At 61.2% G+C, this 18,475-nt stretch carries 12 protein-coding genes; 4 read left to right on the top strand and 8 right to left on the bottom strand.

Annotated elements, in window-relative coordinates; translation table 11 throughout:
- Positions 1 to 158 precede the first annotated feature (158 nt).
- From HX783_RS26395 to HX783_RS26360, 8 genes are all read right to left on the bottom strand, one after another.
- Positions 159 to 704 (bottom strand): DUF2058 domain-containing protein, encoded by a 546-nt coding sequence (locus tag HX783_RS26395; RefSeq protein WP_003230516.1) that lies wholly within the window; start codon positions 702 to 704, stop codon positions 159 to 161.
- A 25-nt stretch (positions 705 to 729) separates the two neighbouring features.
- A complete protein-coding gene (gene mazG, locus HX783_RS26390; RefSeq protein ID WP_159958730.1) occupies positions 730 to 1,563 on the bottom strand; it encodes a nucleoside triphosphate pyrophosphohydrolase in 834 nt (277 codons plus the stop codon).
- Between the two features lie 154 nt (positions 1,564 to 1,717).
- On the bottom strand, positions 1,718 to 3,961 hold the full coding sequence (gene relA / locus HX783_RS26385) for a GTP diphosphokinase (RefSeq protein WP_159958732.1): 2,244 nt from the start codon (positions 3,959 to 3,961) through the stop codon (positions 1,718 to 1,720).
- 137 nt (positions 3,962 to 4,098) lie between these two features.
- Positions 4,099 to 5,451: a 23S rRNA (uracil(1939)-C(5))-methyltransferase RlmD gene (gene rlmD / locus HX783_RS26380; protein WP_177018811.1), complete on the bottom strand. Its 1,353-nt coding sequence runs from the start codon at positions 5,449 to 5,451 to the stop codon at positions 4,099 to 4,101.
- Complete coding sequence (gene cysM, locus HX783_RS26375; RefSeq protein ID WP_159958736.1) at positions 5,451 to 6,353, bottom strand: cysteine synthase CysM; 903 nt, start codon at positions 6,351 to 6,353, stop codon at positions 5,451 to 5,453. Before cysM ends, rlmD begins: the two co-directional genes overlap by 1 nt.
- A gap of 107 nt (positions 6,354 to 6,460) precedes the next feature.
- Positions 6,461 to 12,376: an NEL-type E3 ubiquitin ligase domain-containing protein gene (locus HX783_RS26370; protein WP_177018810.1), complete on the bottom strand. Its 5,916-nt coding sequence runs from the start codon at positions 12,374 to 12,376 to the stop codon at positions 6,461 to 6,463.
- 71 nt (positions 12,377 to 12,447) lie between these two features.
- Entirely contained in the window at positions 12,448 to 13,038 is a 591-nt protein-coding gene (locus HX783_RS26365) for a tRNA-uridine aminocarboxypropyltransferase (protein ID WP_177018809.1), read from the bottom strand.
- A 6-nt stretch (positions 13,039 to 13,044) separates the two neighbouring features.
- Positions 13,045 to 13,938 carry a LysR family transcriptional regulator gene (locus HX783_RS26360; RefSeq protein ID WP_027603788.1) on the bottom strand — a complete coding sequence of 298 codons (894 nt, stop codon included), beginning with the start codon at positions 13,936 to 13,938 and terminating at the stop codon, positions 13,045 to 13,047.
- Between the two features lie 160 nt (positions 13,939 to 14,098).
- Between HX783_RS26360 and speB the strand changes: the two genes are divergently transcribed.
- The 4 genes from speB to HX783_RS26340 are packed head-to-tail and all read left to right on the top strand — an operon-like array spanning position 14,099 to position 18,432.
- Positions 14,099 to 15,049, top strand: coding sequence for an agmatinase (speB, locus tag HX783_RS26355; protein ID WP_003210733.1), 951 nt, complete (start codon positions 14,099 to 14,101; stop codon positions 15,047 to 15,049).
- On the top strand, positions 15,049 to 15,471 hold the full coding sequence (locus HX783_RS26350; protein ID WP_159958742.1) for a nuclear transport factor 2 family protein: 423 nt from the start codon (positions 15,049 to 15,051) through the stop codon (positions 15,469 to 15,471). The genes speB and HX783_RS26350 overlap by 1 nt, the downstream gene beginning before the upstream one ends.
- Before the next feature lie 21 nt (positions 15,472 to 15,492).
- Positions 15,493 to 17,025 (top strand): cytosine permease, encoded by a 1,533-nt coding sequence (locus HX783_RS26345; protein WP_177018808.1) that lies wholly within the window; start codon positions 15,493 to 15,495, stop codon positions 17,023 to 17,025.
- Positions 17,026 to 17,049: 24 nt separating this feature from the next.
- The gene (locus HX783_RS26340) at positions 17,050 to 18,432 is read left to right on the top strand and encodes a sodium:solute symporter (protein WP_177018807.1); all 1,383 of its coding nucleotides are present in this window, start codon (positions 17,050 to 17,052) and stop codon (positions 18,430 to 18,432) included.
- Positions 18,433 to 18,475: the final 43 nt, after the last annotated feature.

The raw sequence follows: 18,475 nt of genomic DNA, 5'->3' as shown, positions 1-18,475 counted from the left end.
AATGTGGGAGCGGGCTTGCCCGCGAAGACGTCGGCCCAGCAAGCATTGATATTGACTGACCCACCGCTTTCGCGGGCAAGCCCGCTCCCACAGGAGTTTTGCGCTTAACTGAACGGCATTAGGGCAAGCCTGCTTGCCTCGCTACTGTTTCTAGAGCCTTACCACATCAGATCATCCGGGATCTGGTAGGCAGCGTACGGATCATCCTCATCCGGCACTTGGCTTTCAGTCAGGATGTTGAGCTGCACGATACGCTCCGGCGCACGTTCCTGGATCTTCAGCGCCGCTTCACGCGGGATGACTTCGTAGCTGCCACCGTGATGCACGATCGCCAGGGAGCCGTTGCTCAGTTTGTTGCGCATCAAGGTGTTGACCGACAGGCGCTTGACCTTCTTGTCGTCGACAAAGTTGTAGTAGTCCTCGGTCGTCAGCTTGGGCAGGCGCGAGGTCTCGATCAATTGTTTGACCTGGGCCGTACGGGCCTTGGCCTCGGCTTTTTCCTGCTGCTGGCGGTTCAGCTCCTGATCGCGCTTGACCTTCTCGGCGTGCGCCTCGGCAGCCAAACGCGCCTGGGTGTCATCAACTTCGGCCTGGCCTTTATGGACCAGGCGCTGCTGCTTCTGCTTCTCTTTGCCGACCTGCTTGGCCTGCTTTTGGTTAACCAGACCTGCTTTGAGCAACTGGTCGCGAAGGGAAAGGCTCATGGTGCTTACTCACTTAGGCAACTGCTCAACCGCAGCTGGACACATTCTTTTCCTGACGTTTGGCTTCGCCCCACAGGGCGTCCAACGTTTCGAGGGTGCAATCTTCTATGGATTGGTGCGTGTCGCGCAATGCCTGTTCGATAAATCGGAAACGTCGTTCGAACTTGGCATTGGCGCCACGCAGCGCGGCTTCCGGGTCAACCTTGAGATGACGGGCCAGGTTGACCGCCGCAAACAGCAGGTCACCGACTTCATCGGCGATGGCCACCGAGTCGTTATCGGCCATGGCTTCGAGTACTTCATCCAGTTCTTCGCGCACGTTATCCACTACCGGCAAGGCGGCCGGCCAGTCGAAGCCGACCTGGCTGGCGCGCTTTTGCAATTTGGCGGCGCGCGACAGCGATGGCAAGGCCATGGGCACATCATCCAGCAGGGATAATTGCTGAGGCGCCTCGGACTTTTCCGCACGCTCTTCAGCCTTGATCTGCTCCCAGCGCGCCTTGACCTGCTCTTCGCTCAACTGCGGGATATCCAGCGGCGCGTAAAGATCGCCGGTAGGGAACACGTGGGGATGGCGACGGATCAGCTTGCGGGTGATGCTGTCGACCACCCCGGCAAATTCGAAGCGCCCTTCTTCCCGCGCCAGCTGGCTGTAATACACCACCTGAAACAGCAGGTCGCCGAGCTCACCTTGCAGGTGATCGAAGTCACCGCGCTCGATGGCGTCGGCGACTTCGTAGGCTTCTTCCAGGGTGTGCGGGACGATGGTGGCGTAGGTTTGCTTGATGTCCCACGGGCACCCGTATTGGGGATCGCGCAGGCGGTTCATCAGGTGCAGCAGGTCTTCAAGTGAATACATCAGTCTCTTTCCGCCGAGGTGAGAACGCTGAAGATCGAATGTGGGAGCGGGCTTGCTCGCGAATGCGGTGTATCAGTCAGTACATAGTTAACTGAACCACCGCTTTCGCGAGCAAGCCCGCTCCCACATTTTCAGTCCGCGTTCATCCAGCTACTCATGGGGTACGATTACGCCGCGTCTCAATGATGTTCGGCAACTGGGAAATGCGCCCCAGCAACCGCCCCAGTGCGTCCAACCCCGGAATCTCGATGGTCAGGGACATCAACGCAGTGTTGTCCTCTTTGTTCGAGCGGGTGTTGACCGCCAGCACGTTGATCCGCTCATTGAGCAGCACTTGCGACACGTCACGCAGCAAACCGGAGCGGTCGTAGGCGCGGATGATGATGTCCACCGGGTAGGTGAGCACCGGCACCGGGCCCCAACTAACCTGGATGATGCGCTCCGGCTCGCGCCCGCCCAGTTGCAGCACCGAGGCGCAATCCTGGCGGTGAATGCTCACGCCACGGCCTTGAGTGATGTAACCGACGATGGCATCCCCCGGCAACGGCTGGCAGCAACCGGCCATTTGCGTCATCAGGTTGCCCACACCCTGGATCTGGATATCGCCACGCTTGCCCGGTTTGTAGCCGGTGGCTTTGCGTGGGATCAGCTCCAGCTGCTCGCTGCCGCGCTCCGGCTCGACCAGCTGTTGCGCCAGGTTGACCAGCTGCGCCAGGCGCAAATCGCCGGCGCCGAGGGCGGCGAACATGTCTTCGGCGATCTTCATGTTGGCCTTTTCGGCCAGCTTGTCGAAGTCCACCTGTGGCAAGCCCAGGCGGGCCAATTCACGTTCGAGCAGGGTTTTACCGGCGGCGACGTTCTGGTCGCGCGCCTGCAATTTGAACCAGTGGACGATCTTCGCCCGTGCCCGCGATGTGGTGATGTAGCCCAGGTTCGGGTTCAGCCAGTCGCGGCTCGGCGTGCCGTGTTTACTGGTGATGATCTCGACCTGTTCACCGGTCTGCAGGCTGTAGTTGAGCGGCACGATGCGCCCGTTGATCTTGGCGCCCCGGCAGTTGTGGCCGATTTCGGTGTGCACGCGGTAGGCAAAATCCAGCGGCGTAGCGCCCTTGGGCAAGTCGATGGCGTGCCCGTCGGGGGTGAAGATATAGACGCGATCCGGCTCGATATCCACGCGCAGCTGTTCGGCCAGGCCGCCGATGTCGCCGAGTTCTTCGTGCCATTCCAGCACTTGGCGCAGCCAGGAGATTTTCTCTTCGTACTGGTTGGACCCGGCCTTGACGTCGGTGCCCTTGTAGCGCCAGTGCGCGCACACCCCAAGCTCAGCCTCTTCGTGCATGGCGTGGGTGCGAATCTGCACTTCCAGCACCTTGCCCTCGGGGCCGATCACCGCGGTGTGCAGCGAGCGATAGCCGTTTTCCTTGGGGTTGGCGATGTAGTCGTCGAACTCCTTGGGAATGTGCCGCCACAAGGTGTGCACGATACCCAGCGCGGTGTAGCAGTCGCGCATTTCCGGCACCAGCACGCGCACGGCGCGCACGTCGTAGATCTGGCTGAACGCCAGGCCCTTGCGCTGCATTTTGCGCCAGATCGAATAGATGTGTTTGGCCCGGCCGCTGATGTCGGCGTCGACGCCGGTGGCCTGCAACTCGGAACGCAGCTGGCCCATCACGTCGGTGATAAAGCGCTCACGGTCGAGCCGCCGCTCGTGCAGTAGCGTGGCAATCTGTTTGTATTGATCGGGTTCGAGGTAACGGAAGGACAAGTCCTCCAGCTCCCACTTGATATGGCCGATGCCCAGGCGGTGCGCCAGTGGCGCGTAGATATCGAAGACTTCGCGGGCGACACGGTTGCGCTTTTCGTCGTCGGCGGTCTTGACCGCACGGATCGCACAGGTGCGCTCGGCCAGCTTGATCAGCGCGACGCGCACGTCGTCGACCATGGCCACGAGCATTTTGCGCAGGTTCTCGACCTGGCCCTGGGTGCCCAGCACCATGGATTGGCGCGGGCTGAGGCTGGCGCTGATGGCGGCCATGCGCAGCACGCCGTCGATCAGCTTGGCGACCACAGCGCCGAAGCGCTGGCTGACCAGCGGCAACGCAATATGCCCTTCGCGTACGCCGCGATAGAGCACGGCGGCGATCAGCGAATCCTGGTCCAGCTTGAGATCGGCGAGGATCTCGGCGATTTCCAACCCGGTGCGAAAGCTTGAAGTGCCTTCCGCCCACAGGTTCTTGGCCGCATTGTTCTGTTGCTCGGACTCACGAGCGAACTCGCAAGCGGCCTTCAAGGCTTCACGGTCCAGTGCCGGGTCGACACTGACGGCATGATCCAGCCATGCCTCGAGATTGATACTGCCGTCGGTGTTGATCGGCTGGTGTGCTCTCACCTGTACCATCTTGCTTACCTTCCCTACGACGCACCTTTGATGCGCCAAAAATCATCGCTGACCTGCTTCATAACCTTAGGCTACGTACAACTCCCTGACAGGTCACGGCCCAGGAGACTACAGGCCAGTCGGATTAAACGGGCATCCTAGCCCGCTTCAAATAACGCCATGGCCTCGACATGAGCTGTCTGTGGAAACATGTCGAGGATCCCGGCACGTTTTAGCCGGTAGCCTTGCTTGACCAACTCAACCGTGTCCCGCGCCAGCGTGGCCGGGTTGCAGGACACATACACCAAGCGCTTCGCGCCCAGGGTGGCGAGCTTGCGCACAACCTCCAGGGCACCATCGCGGGGTGGGTCCAAGAGTACCGCAGAAAAGCCCTGTTTGGCCCATTCCGCGTCGGTCAAAGGCTGGGACAAATCGGCCTGAAAAAACTGCACGTTATGCAAATCGTTGCTGACGGCGTTCTGCGCCGCCCGGTCCACCATGGTCTGCACGCCTTCTACCGCGACCACTTCGCGCACCTGCTTGGCCAGCGGCAGGGCAAAGTTACCCAGCCCGCAAAACAGGTCCAGCACCCGCTCGTCTGGTTGTGGCGCCAGCCATTCCAGGGCCTGGGCAACCATCGCCGCGTTGACGCCGGCGTTGACCTGCACAAAATCGCCCGGCCGATAAGCCAGTTCCAAATCCCACTGCGCCAACCGATAACCCAAAGTCAAATCCGCGTCGACCGGCTCCGGCTGGCCCTCGCCATGCAGCCACAACTGGGCTTCATGGAAGGTGCAAAATTCTTTCAATACCTGCAGGTCCGCCTCGGACAACGGCGCCATATGCCGCAGCAACACCGCAATCGACGAGCCGCTGAACAGCTCCACGTGCCCCAGTGCCTGAGGTTTACTCAGGCGGCGCAACATGTTCGGCAAACGCTGCATGATCGGTTGCAAGGCCTGTACCAGCACCGGGCAATCATCGATGGCGACGATGTCCTGGCTGGCCACGGCGCGAAAACCGACCTCCAGTTTTTTCGCTTTGGCATCCCAGCGCACGGCCACGCGGGCGCGGCGTCGGTAACCGAACTCCGGACCACTCAAAGGTGCAGCCCACTCTTGCGGTTCGACACCGGCCACACGCGACAGTTGCTCGGCGAGCATGCGCTGTTTCAGGGCAAGTTGTTCGTCATGGGGCAAGTGCTGCACGCTGCAACCGCCGCAGCGGCCAACGTGGGCACAGGGTGCCGGGCGGCGCAGTTCGCTGGCCTTGAACACACGCTCGGTGCGTGCCTCGACCACTTTGCCGTGGGCGCCCAATACCCGCGCTTCGACCTCTTCGCCGGCCAGCGCGCCATTCACAAACCAGGTGCGGCCTTCGAAGAACACAATGCCACGACCGTCGTTGGCCAGGCGCTCAATGGTCAGGCGTTGTTTCTTGCCGACCGGAATCTGCGGGGCCCGGCTGCCGCCCGTCGGTTGGAAGCGCAGGCCTCTCTCGTGCTTGGCCATCAGTTGGGTTCATCGAAGATGCCGGTCGACAGGTAACGGTCGCCTCGGTCACAGATGATCGCGACGATCACCGCGTTTTCAACTTCTTTGGACAAACGCAACATACCGGCCACGGCGCCACCGGAGGACACGCCACAGAAGATGCCTTCTTCGCGCGCCAGACGGCGGGTGGTGTCTTCGGCTTCACGTTGGGCCATGTCGATGATGCGGTCCACGCGCGTCGCGTTGTAGATCTTCGGCAAATACTCTTCGGGCCAGCGGCGAATGCCGGGGATGGCCGCGCCTTCCATCGGTTGCAGGCCGACGATCTGGATCGCCGGGTTCTGCTCCTTGAGGTAGCGCGAGTTGCCCATGATGGTGCCGGTGGTGCCCATCGAGCTGACAAAATGGGTGATGGTGCCGTGGGTCTGGCGCCAGATCTCCGGGCCGGTGCTGGTGTAGTGCGCCTCGGGGTTGTCACCGTTGGCGAACTGGTCCAGCACCACGCCACGGCCTTCGGCAGCCATGCGCTCGGCGAGGTCGCGGGCGCCTTCCATGCCTTCTTCCTGGGTGACCAGGATCAGCTGGGCGCCATAGGCGGTCATTGCCGCCTTGCGTTCGGCGCTGCCGTTGTCGGGCATGATCAACACCATCTTGTACCCCTTGATCGCCGCGGCCATGGCCAGGGCGATGCCGGTGTTACCCGAGGTGGCTTCGATCAGGGTGTCGCCGGGCTTGATCTGCCCGCGCAGTTCGGCGCGGGTGATCATCGACAGCGCCGGGCGGTCCTTGACGGAGCCGGCCGGGTTGTTGCCTTCGAGCTTGAGCAACAGGGTATTGCTGGTTTCACCCGCCATGCGTTGCAAGCGGACCAGGGGCGTGTTGCCGACGCAATCGGCGATTGTAGGGTACTGCAAGGTCATGGCGTATTCGCAATCCAGACTGCGGGGGCGAACATCATACCGGGAAAGGCTGGCGGGCCATATCACGCAAAGTGTGGTGCTTATGGCTTAAAGGCATAAGCAGCCAGTCAGCTGTTCACGAAAGCCATCCATTCGTTGCGGGTCAACTCACGCACCAGACCGGTCTTGGCGTTGTTCATATGCACAGCGAGGGTTTCGATATAGTTTTTGTATTCGGCTTCGTTCATTTCGCCAGTCTCCACTTTGGCCGTGGCCAGTTCCAGCGCGCGATGGAATTGCTCGAGCGCTGCCTCAAAGCGCTGCGAATACTTGCGCTCCAGGAACGCCACCCAATATTCCCCATCCTCAAGTTTTGCCGGCCAGTTGAACTGCGATTCATCACGCAGAATACGTCGACGTAATTCATTCACGGAATCGGCGTCTGGCACGGCAGTCGCTGTGGCAAATCGCCCGGGCAGCGCAAGGGGCAAGTCGAGGCTGGCGGCCAGGGCCAGTCGAAAGGCCAGAATGTGCACACAGATTTCGCGATCGGTCGGCAGCTCCAACGCACCCTGCACGTAATAGCGGATGGAGGCCAAGCGCCGCAGCGCCCGGTAATAATTAATGAAGTCAGGGCCTGCATTGGCTACGTTTCCCGAGAGCATCTGCACCGGCAACATAGCCAGTTCGAGGTCATTGAGGCTCAACAGCCACCCATCGATCCCTCCGCTCATATCACCCAGGCGCTCCTCAAAAAGGATTCGGCGCAGCCGGCCATTATGATTGGCCGCCTCAATCAGATTCCAGACGCGCTGTGTAAGGTTCTGGCGCAAGGCTTGATGCTCCGGGGCAATCAACGGGGGATAAGACGACAGGTGCCACAACAGGTTGAAAAACCGATCGGCCATTCTCTCGCCCGCCAACAGTTGCCATTCAGCGCGCCATTGCGCCATTTCATTGAGCGGGACCGCCACCAGCCAACGCTCAACCGAAGGAAGCGGGAATTCGCCATTGCCCCACAAGCCAAAATAGATGTCTTGATAACCCGGTCGTCTACGGTAACTGCTGAGCCGTTGCAACGTTCCCGGGGAAAGATCGTTGCCCCGAAGATTCATGGCGCGGTGCACTGTTTCATGCAAGAAGAGATCGATCTGCGTAAGCACCTTGATAGCGTTGTCGCGCAAATCGAAGGTGCGAAGATTTTCCAGCGTCACCGCGCCCAGCGGCAAAACATTGATTTGTGTATTCCGCAGTTTGAGGACCCGCAATTGCTCCAGGCCATACAGGTTCAATCGTTGCCCCCGCCCCAAAGAGTTATGGGACAGGTCCAGCTTGATCAGGCGCGTCATGCTCTGCAGGTTACTGACATCCCAAAGATTTGGCCGAATCAGGTTGTTCGATAGATACAGCCGCTTCAAATACCAAAGCTGCGACACCTCGTGAGGGATGTGGACCAGACGATTACCGTCGAGATAAAGCGTGCGCAGCGCGGGAAAGCGTCGGAGGAAATGCCTCGGCAATGCTTGCAGTTGGTTATTGCTGAGGCTCAGTTGCATCACATGACCAAAGTGGGCATTTATCTCAGGCAACTCATTCAGGTTCAGGTCATCCAGAGACAGCTCGAACACCACGCCTCGCGTGGAATCCTCTTTGCGCCAGCAAGCCTGAATTCGCTCAGCGGCCTCGCGCCGCGCGGCCTGCTGAGCAGCCTCTGGCGCCTGCGCAGACCAACGTTCAAGCGCGCCCTTCAAAGCCGCTCGCTCCTGGAAAAGTGTATCAATGGCCGTGTCGCGCTCGCTCACGGAATCACTCAGGTTTTCCAGTATCTTAAACACTTCCTCATCAGTTTTAGACGGAAACAACTCACGCATACGCGCCACTTGCTGGCGATCCACCGGGCCCCACCCATCACCACCGCTCAACGGGTAACCCATCCGCCCGTCAGCCATACGGCGCGGCGGGTTGTACCAGGCAGGCCAGCCTATCCCCAGCAACGCGTCGACCGACTCCCCTTGGGGTTCCTGACGATGGCCGATCTCCTGCAACAACTCTTCGACTCCGCCCACGTGGGTGTAGCCCAACGCCTGGCGTTCCCGAGGCGGCAGCGCGGCTAACAAAACAGGCAGGAAAGCCCCAGGGCTTCCCACCGATTGCCGAGTGCCGTCCGTTTGAGGGGCGTACGCCTGATAATGACCGGCCACCGGCTCCAGCACGCGTTTGAGCGCTGCATCGACGGGGCCGATGCTGTCGAGCAGTCGCGCCTGCGCCCGCACTTCAACCCGCAAGTGCCGTGGCCAGCCGTCGATATCCGGCAAGGTGTGCAGGATCAACTTCGCACTGTCGTGGCTTGCTGCTGCGGGAAGAAACAGCCCCTCTAAAGCCCGGGCCCTGCGCAACTGCTTGAGCCACCAACGGATATAAGGGGTGAGGGTCAAGGGCACGCGGCCAGCCTCCAGGCTCTGCACCTCGTCGGCCGAGGCCTGATGTACCAGGCTCTCGGCTACCGTCGCCGTCAAGCCGATAAAGTGATGCTGCAGCCGCTGCGCCAGTGGGTCTGAAGAACGTTTATGACACAGCGCCTCGAAAAAATTCCGTTCCATCTGCGGCGGGTCTATTTCGACCTTGGACTCCAGCACCGTGACCTGATCGACGCGCGACGCTCCCGCCACCCCGACCAGCGCGTCGGCGGCCTCAGGCCCAAGCTCACCCAGCAGCTCAGCGTAAAAACCCTGCCCTTGCGCCACGCCCGCCTTGACCCGCTGCTGAATCGTGAACCGCTCAATCGTCTCTAACAGCAGCACGGGGGGGCGCTCATTACGCACATGCACCCGCCGCAGGATGCCCGGCGTCACCCCGCTGATGGTTTGGATCTGCGCAATGGCATCCGGCGACAACGAGCGCGTCACCGGCCCGAGGCGCCAAAACGGTTTCTGCCCATCCCACGTCAGCGGGTTTTCCCACTCGTGGCGCCAGGCGCCGACGCCGTTGCTGACCAATACCGGTGCGTAAGCATCTTCCAAAGAGGAATGACGAATTCGCCACGGCTCAAGTGTGCTCGCCCGGTCGACTTTGAAATACTGGCTATCCAGGAACAGGTAGCGATCCGGCCCCAGGCTGTAGAGGCCCAGAGCATCTGGCGCGGGCAGCCTACTCGGCATATCGGCGCTGCTGGCGTACTGCGCAATCTCGCGCTGGCGAGGATAAAACGAGCCATCGGCTGCGCGATTACGCAACAGGGCCTGGGCCACCTGGTAGCGGAACTCGGTGATTGCCTGTTGCTGATTCCACCCCAGTACAGAAAGACCCAGTTCGGAGATCTGGCTGACGATCGCCGCGTAAAAACTGTCGGCGCCGGTCACTGTGGCACCCACCCGGCGCTCTGTGGGGTCGTAAGGTGCAAATTGACCTTGATCCTGATCGATGACCACCAGCGTCCGGTCCTTTGGCCCCCGCAAACTATAAGGCACGGCTTGTCCCTTGGGGCTGACAACCAACGCCTGGCCGGTAAAGCCACGCAATACGCCAGCGGCGAACTCTGCGGCCCAGTGCTGCGTCTGTCGGTCGAACCGCCGCGGATGGAGGAGCCCATCGACAATGGCCTCGCGGCGCCCCACTTGATGGGCGGCACGTAATGCGCTGTAAAGTGCTTCGGGTTGCAGTTGCGAATGCAACAGTTGGGTTTGCTGGTGCGCCGACAGCGGGTGTTCACGCAACACCTCCAGTAACCGCGCCAGGCTCAATTGCGGGTGCAAAGCCTGTAGCTGTGTAATCACGGCGGGGGCGGGATGCGCTTGGCCGATACGGTCAGGCAACAGGTTGCGCACTGACGCGCCGGCGCCACTCGGCATTGCCCGGCTGGCATCGGCAAAGCGAGTGAGTGCGTCGAACAAATCGAATTTCAAGGTGTTGGCCAAGGCCGCGAGCTGCTGACGAATCGGTTGTTCGCCTGCGGGAAAAATAGCCGGCAACATGTCCACTATCGCCTGGGGTAAGTGCAGCGCAATGCGGCGTGGCGTGGCGTAGGCAAATTGATAGTTTTCCAACTGAGTCACGGTCACCACCTGCGTCGTTGGGCGGGTGGCGTCTTTGCTATAGCGTCGAATCTCCTGGCCTTGGTGGTTTTCAATGCTCAAGGCGGTGCCCACGGGCCAGGCCTCCAACTGGGTCAGCAAAGGTGCCAGGACCTGAACGGCACCGACGGGGCCGGGACCACGGGCATCCTCCCCGTCAATCACCCAGTCGATCAGCCTGTCGGCGTTGAACCGGTGCACGGCCTCGACCAGCGACGCTGACGGCGGCGCGCCTTCCCAGACCTGCTGCAAGGCGTCCCGCGACGTGCCGCTCGCGTCAAGCACAGCCTGCATATCCCGCGCCGCGGCGGGCTGGCTGCCAAGCATTCTTTCGAGCAGTTGAGGGTTCGTCAGCTGCTGGGCATCCGGGGCGGCATGACGCCGCTGGGACAGTTGGCGATACAACCGTTGGTGGCGACGCTGCACGCTCATGGCCAGGCGGGTATGCAGGCGCGCACTGATGAGTAAATCGGCCAGGTCGACAAACCCCTGGAGCAACTCATCTGGCTGACCTTGCAGCGCCTGGTGCCCACCGTCGATCAAGGCGCGCTCCATCGCCACAAACAGCGCGAACGCACGTACCCGCCCCAAGCCTTTCAACGCCCCTGGCACCGGGGTCAAGAGCAGCGTGATAATTTCACTGATCAGCGTCTGGGCAAGCTCGATCATGGTCGGCATAAAACCGGGAGTTTCGTTGGCCAGCTCTTTGAGGTTGTCTGCACAGCGCTGGACGTAGAAGTTGCTCAAGCTGACCAGGGGCACCTGTTGTACCGTTACACGCACATAACCGATTTTCTGGACTGTGCCGAGCGTGGGAATGGCTTGAGCCAACCGATAGAGCAGTCTGGCGAATGCCTCCGTAGCGCCCGCGAAGTCAGGCGGCGGCCCGGCCTTGACGATATTGATCAACCGCGCGCTGTCACGCAGCGACATGGCTTGATAAAGCCAGTCGACCTTGCCCTTGCGGTAAAAGCCGTGGAACGCAACGTAAAACTCTTCGCACGCCTCGCGGTGACTGTCATGGTGGCGCAGAGAGCCGCCGGGGCGGTTCGGGAAAAAACTGAAGGCTCCCGGGCAATCACTGACGGCAAAAACCAGATGCGGGATGCTCAGGTAGTCACCCGCAGGCTCACTCACGTATTGACCGGTCAGGCCTACGTGTTGAGGTATCCAGCTGGTGTTATCCACCCCATGGGGGATAAACAGCCGCATTTCCTCCACTCTCCCCCAGCGCACTTCACCCGCTAACGCGCGCTTCACTTGCTGATACTGGTGCCGGTCGACCCGACTGGCCGCCGTATCTCTAAGCGCTTCGATCAAGGCAAATTCGAGCTCGGCCGTCGCCAACGCCATGATGCCGCGCCCCAACGAACCGTTGGCCTGCAGTGCTCGTTGCAATTGCGTGTTGAGCTGCGCGCCAATATCGAGCCTGCGCACCAGTGCGATGAACTGGGCGGCAGTGGCGCTGACGCCGTCGTCCAGGTAACTGGCATCGGCAAGGCCTGTACGGCCAGGAAAGGTCCAACCGGTCAGGCCGTCGTAGTTCAAGCAGGCCGCATCCCACAAGGTCAGGCTGGCGACCTTTATCGCCCCCTCAGCAGCGCCGCGCTGTTCGCCGCCCGATGCTTTATAACGGGTGTAAATGCGCGTGACGGTGGGGTCGATATCCTGACCGGTCAGCTTCTTCAACTCAGCGCGCAGTTCGCTCCCTGCGCGTTGCTCAAATGCCTCGGTCAGTTGCTGGACAGCCTTCTCCAGGGAGTGCTGGGCATCGACCCAAGCCTTCTGCAGGCGCACGTACTCGAACGTTTCCTGTTCATTGAGCACACCAAAAAAACTGCCGAACTTCTCCCGCATGGCGTCCAGGCCTTGCAAAGCCGACCACTCGGGGGCAGCCATCAATACGGTTTGTTGCGCCGCTATGTATTCGCGCAGCGAGTCCTGCGGCGTACTGCTGGTAATCGGCTCGACCATTTCTGTGTTCCTGAAAAGGTCAGCCTATCGCGCGCCCTGCGTCTATTCGGGTAGTTATGTAGCGCTCGGCATCAGCCATGGTTTTTTTCGAAAACCCCAGGCCCCATTGCCGCTATCTGGCCTTCGATCAACGCGTCGAAAGGCGTGAGCAACGGCTCGAATGAAGCCGGTGCTTCCAGCACCTGCAATGCTTGCGCGATAGCCTCCACGGTGGATAAGGCGCCAGGCCCTGGCGCCTTGCGCAGTCGATAGCGCGACACGCTGTCGCCCGCCAGCATCACCCGTGGCAATGCAGCCAGTAAAGGATTGAGGTGCAGCAATTTGCGCGCCTTGCGCCAGGTGCCATCAGGCACCACCAACAACAGCGGTGCGTCGTCAGGCGCATAGGCTTGCAGAGGCTGGGCGTCGTCAGCAGGAAACAGCAGGCGCGCCTGATAACCAGGCGGGTTCAATAACGTCGCCAGGTCGTCGAACACTTCGCCCACCACCAGCTGCGCATTGTTCAACCCCAACGCCGCCAATCGCGCGGTGTTGAGTGCGTGGTTGACTTCACTCGGGTGCTGCAACAGCAACACGCGAGTACGGCTGTCGAGGCTGGGAATCAGCGCGCACAGGCAGTGAGTGGCAGGCCTGAGGCAACGGGAACACTGGGGTCTGGACATGGTTTTTCAGGCCTGATTGAGCTGGGCTTTGAGTAAGTCGCGAAAGGTTTGGATCAGCGGTTCACGGCTACGGCCACGGCGCATGATCATCGAGAACGGCGCCTGATAGCCGAAGGTTGCCGGCAGCAGCACGCGCAGGTCGCCCTTGTCGGCCCACGCCTGGGCGTAGTGCTCGGGCAGGTAGCCGATATAGGCGCCGGACAGCACCAGAATCAGCTGCGCCTCCATACTTTCCACGGTTGCCGCGCTGTGTTTGAAGCCGTGGCGCGCCAACTCGGCCTGGCTCCAGTAACCGCGCCCGACCATGCGTTGCTGGGTGATCACTTGTTCGGGAATACGCCGTTCGCTGAACAACGGGTGCCGGGTGCTGCAATACAGCCAGTGCTGCTCACGGTACAGCGGCATGTAGATCAGCCCGCTCATGCGGTTGGAAAAGGCGCCGATGGCCAAATCCAGGCGGTTGTCCTGCACGCCCAGTTGCAGCTCATAAGGGCTCATCACCGACAAATTCAGGTGCACCGCCGGGTGTTCCAGGCTGTACGCGCCGATCACTTCAGCAAAGGGCAGCGCCTTGTCGCTGACGGTGGAGTCGAGCACGCCGAGCTTAAGGGTGCCGCGCAACTCGCCTTTCAGCGCGGCGGCGTATTGCTCGAAACCTTCCAGCTCGCCCAGCAGGCGCAGGGTTTCCTGATGGAACAGCTCGCCTTTGCTGGTCAGGCTGAACCCACCACGCCCGCGATGGCACAACACCAGGCCCAAGGCCGATTCGAGCTGGCTCATGTAGGTGCTGATCGCCGAGGTCGACAGGTTGAGTTCATGTTGGGCGTTGGCGAACCCCTGGTGCCGCACGACGCTGACGAAGATGCGCAAGAGTTTCAGGTCGGGCAAGGCGTTGGCCATGGGGTCTCCGAGGAACACAGATTCCTACATTTGAGCTGAGTTTACCTCAGCCATTAGTTTAGAAAAATCTGAACTAAGTATTTGCCTCTGCCGATTCTTCCCGCCCGGGGCTTTTCGCAGAATCGGCCCCTAATAAACAAAACAACGATGAGGCAATCCCGTGGACAAGATTTTTCACCAACCACTGGGCGGCAACGAAATGCCGCGCTTCGCCGGCATCGCCACCATGATGCGACTCCCCCACTTGCAGTCAGCCAAAGGCCTGGATGCCGCCTTTGTCGGCGTGCCCCTGGACATCGGCACCTCGCTGCGCGCCGGCACCCGCTTCGGGCCGCGTGAAATCCGCGCCGAATCGGTGATGATCCGCCCTTACAACATGGCCACCGGCGCCGCGCCGTTTGACTCGTTGTCGGTTGCCGACATCGGCGATGTGGCGATCAATACCTTCAACCTGCTCGACGCCGTGCGCATCATCGAAGAAGCCTACGATGAGATCCTCGAGCACAATGTGATCCCAATGACCCTGGGCGGCGACCACACCATCACCCTGCCGATCCTGCGGGCGATCCACAAAAAACACGGCAAGGTCGGGCTGGTGCACATCGATGCCCACGCCGACGTCAACGACCATATGTTCGGCGAGAAAATCGCCCACGGCACCACCTTCCGCCGCGCGGTGGAAGAAGGCTTGCTCGATTGCGACCGCGTGGTGCAAATCGGCCTGCGCGCCCAGGGCTACACCGCCGAAGACTTCAACTGGAGCCGCAAACAGGGGTTCCGTGTGGTCCAGGCTGAAGAATGCTGGCACCACTCTCTCGCGCCACTGATGGCCGAAGTGCGCGAGAAAGTCGGCGGCGGCCCGGTGTACCTGAGCTTTGATATCGACGGTATCGACCCGGCCTGGGCACCCGGCACCGGCACACCGGAAATCGGCGGGCTGACCACCATCCAGGCCATCGAGATCATCCGTGGTTGCCAGGGCCTCGACCTGATTGGTTGCGATCTGGTAGAAGTTTCGCCGCCGTACGACACCACCGGCAACACCTCGCTGCTCGGCGCCAACCTGCTGTACGAGATGCTCTGCGTACTGCCCGGCGTGGCGCACCGCTGATGAGCGCGCACGAGGTGCTGCAAGCCGCGGCCGACCTGGTCTCGGCCTTCGCCCGCAATGACCGCGCCGCCTACTTCGGCGCGTTCACGGCGGATGCCAGCTTCGTGTTCTACACCCTCCCCCAGCCGTTGCTCAGCCGCGATGCCTACCAGGCAGTGTGGGACAGCTGGCGCCGGGACGAGGGGTTTGAGGTGCTGTCGTGCACCTCAAGCAACGCCGTTGTCAGCCTGCAGGGTGACGTGGCGATTTTTATTCATGACGTGGCCACCGAGCTGCGCATGAACGGGGAGCAATTTTTTAGCCAGGAGCGCGAGACCATTGTCTTTAAACGGCAAGGGGCAGACGCACAACAAGAACAAGGCCTGTGGCTGGCCTGTCACGAACATTTGTCCGCTATGCCGGAAGGGCTGCCGCCCCATTAGCCAATGTGATCGGAGCTGATCATGAATAATAAAAACAACGATAAAAGTATTCGAAAGATAGAAACCAACGGGGTCGAACAGATCCCGGACCACGAACGTACCGCCGGGCCCAAGGATCTGTTTCGTCTGATCTTCGGCGGTGCCAATACCTTTGCCACCGCCGTGCTGGGCTCATTCCCCGTGCTGTTCGGCTTGTCGTTCCAGGCCGGTGTCTGGGCGATTGTGCTGGGCGTGCTGGTGGGCGCGGTGATCCTGGCGCCGATGGGCCTGTTCGGGCCGATCAATGGCACCAACAACGCCGTGTCTTCCGGTGCGCACTTTGGTGTCCACGGGCGGATTGTCGGCTCGTTTCTGTCACTGCTGACGGCGATTGCCTTCTTCTCACTGTCGGTGTGGAGTTCAGGTGATGCACTGGTCGGTGGTGCGAAACGGCTGATCGGCCTGCCGGAAACCGACCTGACCCTGGGCCTGGCCTACGGTCTGTTCGCCCTGCTGGTGCTGACCGTGTGCATCTATGGCTTTCGCTTCATGCTATGGGTCAACCGCATCGCGGTGTGGGCAGCGAGCCTGCTGTTCCTGCTGGGTATCTTCGCCTTTGCACCGGCCTTCGACAGCCACTTCGCCGGCACTGTCGCGCTTGGCCAGACCGGCTTTTGGGCTGCCTTCATCGGCGCTGCGCTGGTGGCCATGAGCAACCCGATCTCTTTCGGTGCGTTCCTCGGCGACTGGTCGCGCTACATCCCGCGTGAGACGCCGAAAATGCGCATCATGCTGGCCGTCGTCCTGGCCCAGATCGCCACGTTGATCCCGTTCCTGTTCGGCTTGGCCACCGCGACCATCGTGGCGATCAAGGCACCGGACTACATCGCCGCGAACAACTACGTCGGCGGCTTGTTGGCCGTGGCACCGAGCTGGTTCTTCCTGCCGGTGTGCCTGATTGCGGTGATCGGCGGCATGTCAACTGGCACCACCTCGCTGTATGGCACGGGGCTGGACATGTCCAGCGTGTTCCCGCGCCTGCTGTCGCGGGTCAAGGCCACGCTGCTGATCGGGGTGATGTCGATTGCCTTCATCTTTATCGGACGTTTCGCCGCCAACCTGGTGCAGAGCGTGTCGACCTTCGCCGTGCTGATCATCACCTGCACCACGCCGTGGATGGTGATGATGATCATCGGCCTGATCGTGCGCCGCGGCTTCTATTGCCCGGATGACTTGCAGGTGTTCACCCGCGGTGAGACCGGCGGGCGCTACTGGTTCAGCCATGGCTGGAACTGGCGCGGGCTGGGGGCCTGGATCCCGAGTGCGTTGGTGGGCCTGTGCTTCGTCAACCTGCCGGGGCAGTTTGTCGGGCCGCTGGGCAACCTGGCCGATGGCATCGATATCAGCTTGCCGGTAACGCTGGGGCTGGCGTCGGTGGTGTACCTGAGCTTACTGCGCCTGTTTCCGGAACCAGCGGCTGTTTATGGCCCCCAGGGGCCGCTTCGCAGCCCAGCGGGAGCAAGCTCCCTCGCCACAGCAAGCTCCCTTCCTGCAGAAAGCGCCTCAATAGCCTAAAAAAATAATCGGAGACCCGCCGTCATGGCTTTGGATTTATTCGTCGTACTCATCTACGCCGCCGGCATGCTCGTGCTCGGCTATTACGGCATGCGCCGCGCCAAGACCCACGAAGACTACCTCGTCGCCGGTCGTAACCTGGGCCCGTCGCTGTACATGGGCACCATGGCTGCCACCGTGCTGGGCGGTGCGTCCACCGTCGGCACCGTGCGCCTGGGTTATGTCCACGGCATTTCCGGCTTCTGGCTGTGCGCCGCACTGGGTGCCGGGATCATCGCGCTGAACCTGTTCCTGGCCAAACCGCTGCTGAAGCTGAAGATCTTCACCGTCACCCAAGTCCTGGAAAAACGCTACAACCCCATGGCCCGTCAAGCGAGCGCAGTGATCATGCTGGCCTACGCGCTGATGATCGGCGTGACCTCGATCCTGGCCATCGGCACCGTGCTGCAAGTGCTGTTCGGCCTGCCGTTCTGGGTCTCGGTGTTGCTGGGCGGTGGCGTGGTGGTGGTGTATTCAACCATCGGCGGCATGTGGTCGCTGACGCTGACCGACATCGTGCAGTTCGTGATCAAGACCGTCGGCCTGATGTTTATCCTGCTGCCGATCTGCCTGTACCGCGTCGGCGGCTGGGACCAACTGGTGGCCAAGCTGCCGGCGTCGAATTTCAGCTTCACCGAAATCGGCTGGGACACGATCATCACCTACTTCATGATCTACTTTTTCGGCATCCTGATCGGCCAGGACATCTGGCAACGGGTGTTCACCGCACGTGACGAAAAGGTCGCCCAGTACGCAGGCACATTCGCCGGTTTCTACTGCATCCTCTACGGCCTGGCCTGCGCGTTGATCGGCATGGCGGCGCACGTACTGCTGCCGAACCTGGACAACGTCAACAACGCTTTCGCCGCCATCGTCAAAGCCTCGCTGCCGGACGGCATTCGCGGCCTGGTGATTGCCGCCGCACTGGCAGCGATGATGTCCACCGCCAGTGCCGGTTTACTCGCCGCCTCCACCGTACTAACCGAAGACCTGCTGCCGCGTCTGCGTGGCGGCAAGCAATCGAGCCTGAACATCAACCGCCTATTTACCCTGCTGACCGGCTTTGCCGTGCTGGGTATCGCGCTGGTGGTGAATGATGTGATCAGCGCCCTGACCCTGGCCTACAACCTGTTGGTGGGCGGCATGCTGATCCCACTGATGGGCGCGATTTTCTGGAAGCGCGCGACCACATCGGGGGCGATTGCGTCCATGACCTTGGGCTTCGTAACCGCGCTGGTGTTTATGTTCAAGGATGGTTTGGACGCGAACACGCCGATCTACTACAGCCTGGCGGTCGGGCTGGTGAGTTTTGTACTGGTGAGTATGTTGTCGCGCCGGCCGGAGGCGGTGGTGGCGCGAGCGATTTGAGCTATAAAAGAAGTTAAAGCGGTTTCTTCAGCGGGTGCGACGT

Source organism: Pseudomonas sp. D2002, assembly GCF_013385735.1.
Classification (GTDB): Bacteria; Pseudomonadota; Gammaproteobacteria; order Pseudomonadales; family Pseudomonadaceae; genus Aquipseudomonas.
Note: the sequence above shows the minus strand (reverse complement) of the source record. Positions and strands in the feature narration are given on the sequence as shown.

Bases quoted from the DNA above. Each gene is read 5' to 3' on its own strand.
- HX783_RS26395 (WP_003230516.1), bottom strand. From the start codon at position 704: ATGAGCCTTTCCCTTCGCGACCAGTTGCTCAAAGCAGGTCTGGTTAAC.
- mazG (WP_159958730.1), bottom strand. From the start codon at position 1,563: ATGTATTCACTTGAAGACCTGCTGCACCTGATGAACCGCCTGCGCGAT.
- relA (WP_159958732.1), bottom strand. From the start codon at position 3,961: ATGGTACAGGTGAGAGCACACCAGCCGATCAACACCGACGGCAGTATC.
- rlmD (WP_177018811.1), bottom strand. From the start codon at position 5,451: ATGGCCAAGCACGAGAGAGGCCTGCGCTTCCAACCGACGGGCGGCAGC.
- cysM (WP_159958736.1), bottom strand. From the start codon at position 6,353: ATGACCTTGCAGTACCCTACAATCGCCGATTGCGTCGGCAACACGCCC.
- HX783_RS26370 (WP_177018810.1), bottom strand. From the start codon at position 12,376: ATGGTCGAGCCGATTACCAGCAGTACGCCGCAGGACTCGCTGCGCGAA.
- HX783_RS26365 (WP_177018809.1), bottom strand. From the start codon at position 13,038: ATGTCCAGACCCCAGTGTTCCCGTTGCCTCAGGCCTGCCACTCACTGC.
- HX783_RS26360 (WP_027603788.1), bottom strand. From the start codon at position 13,938: ATGGCCAACGCCTTGCCCGACCTGAAACTCTTGCGCATCTTCGTCAGC.
- HX783_RS26350 (WP_159958742.1), top strand. From the start codon at position 15,049: ATGAGCGCGCACGAGGTGCTGCAAGCCGCGGCCGACCTGGTCTCGGCC.
- HX783_RS26345 (WP_177018808.1), top strand. From the start codon at position 15,493: ATGAATAATAAAAACAACGATAAAAGTATTCGAAAGATAGAAACCAAC.
- HX783_RS26340 (WP_177018807.1), top strand. From the start codon at position 17,050: ATGGCTTTGGATTTATTCGTCGTACTCATCTACGCCGCCGGCATGCTC.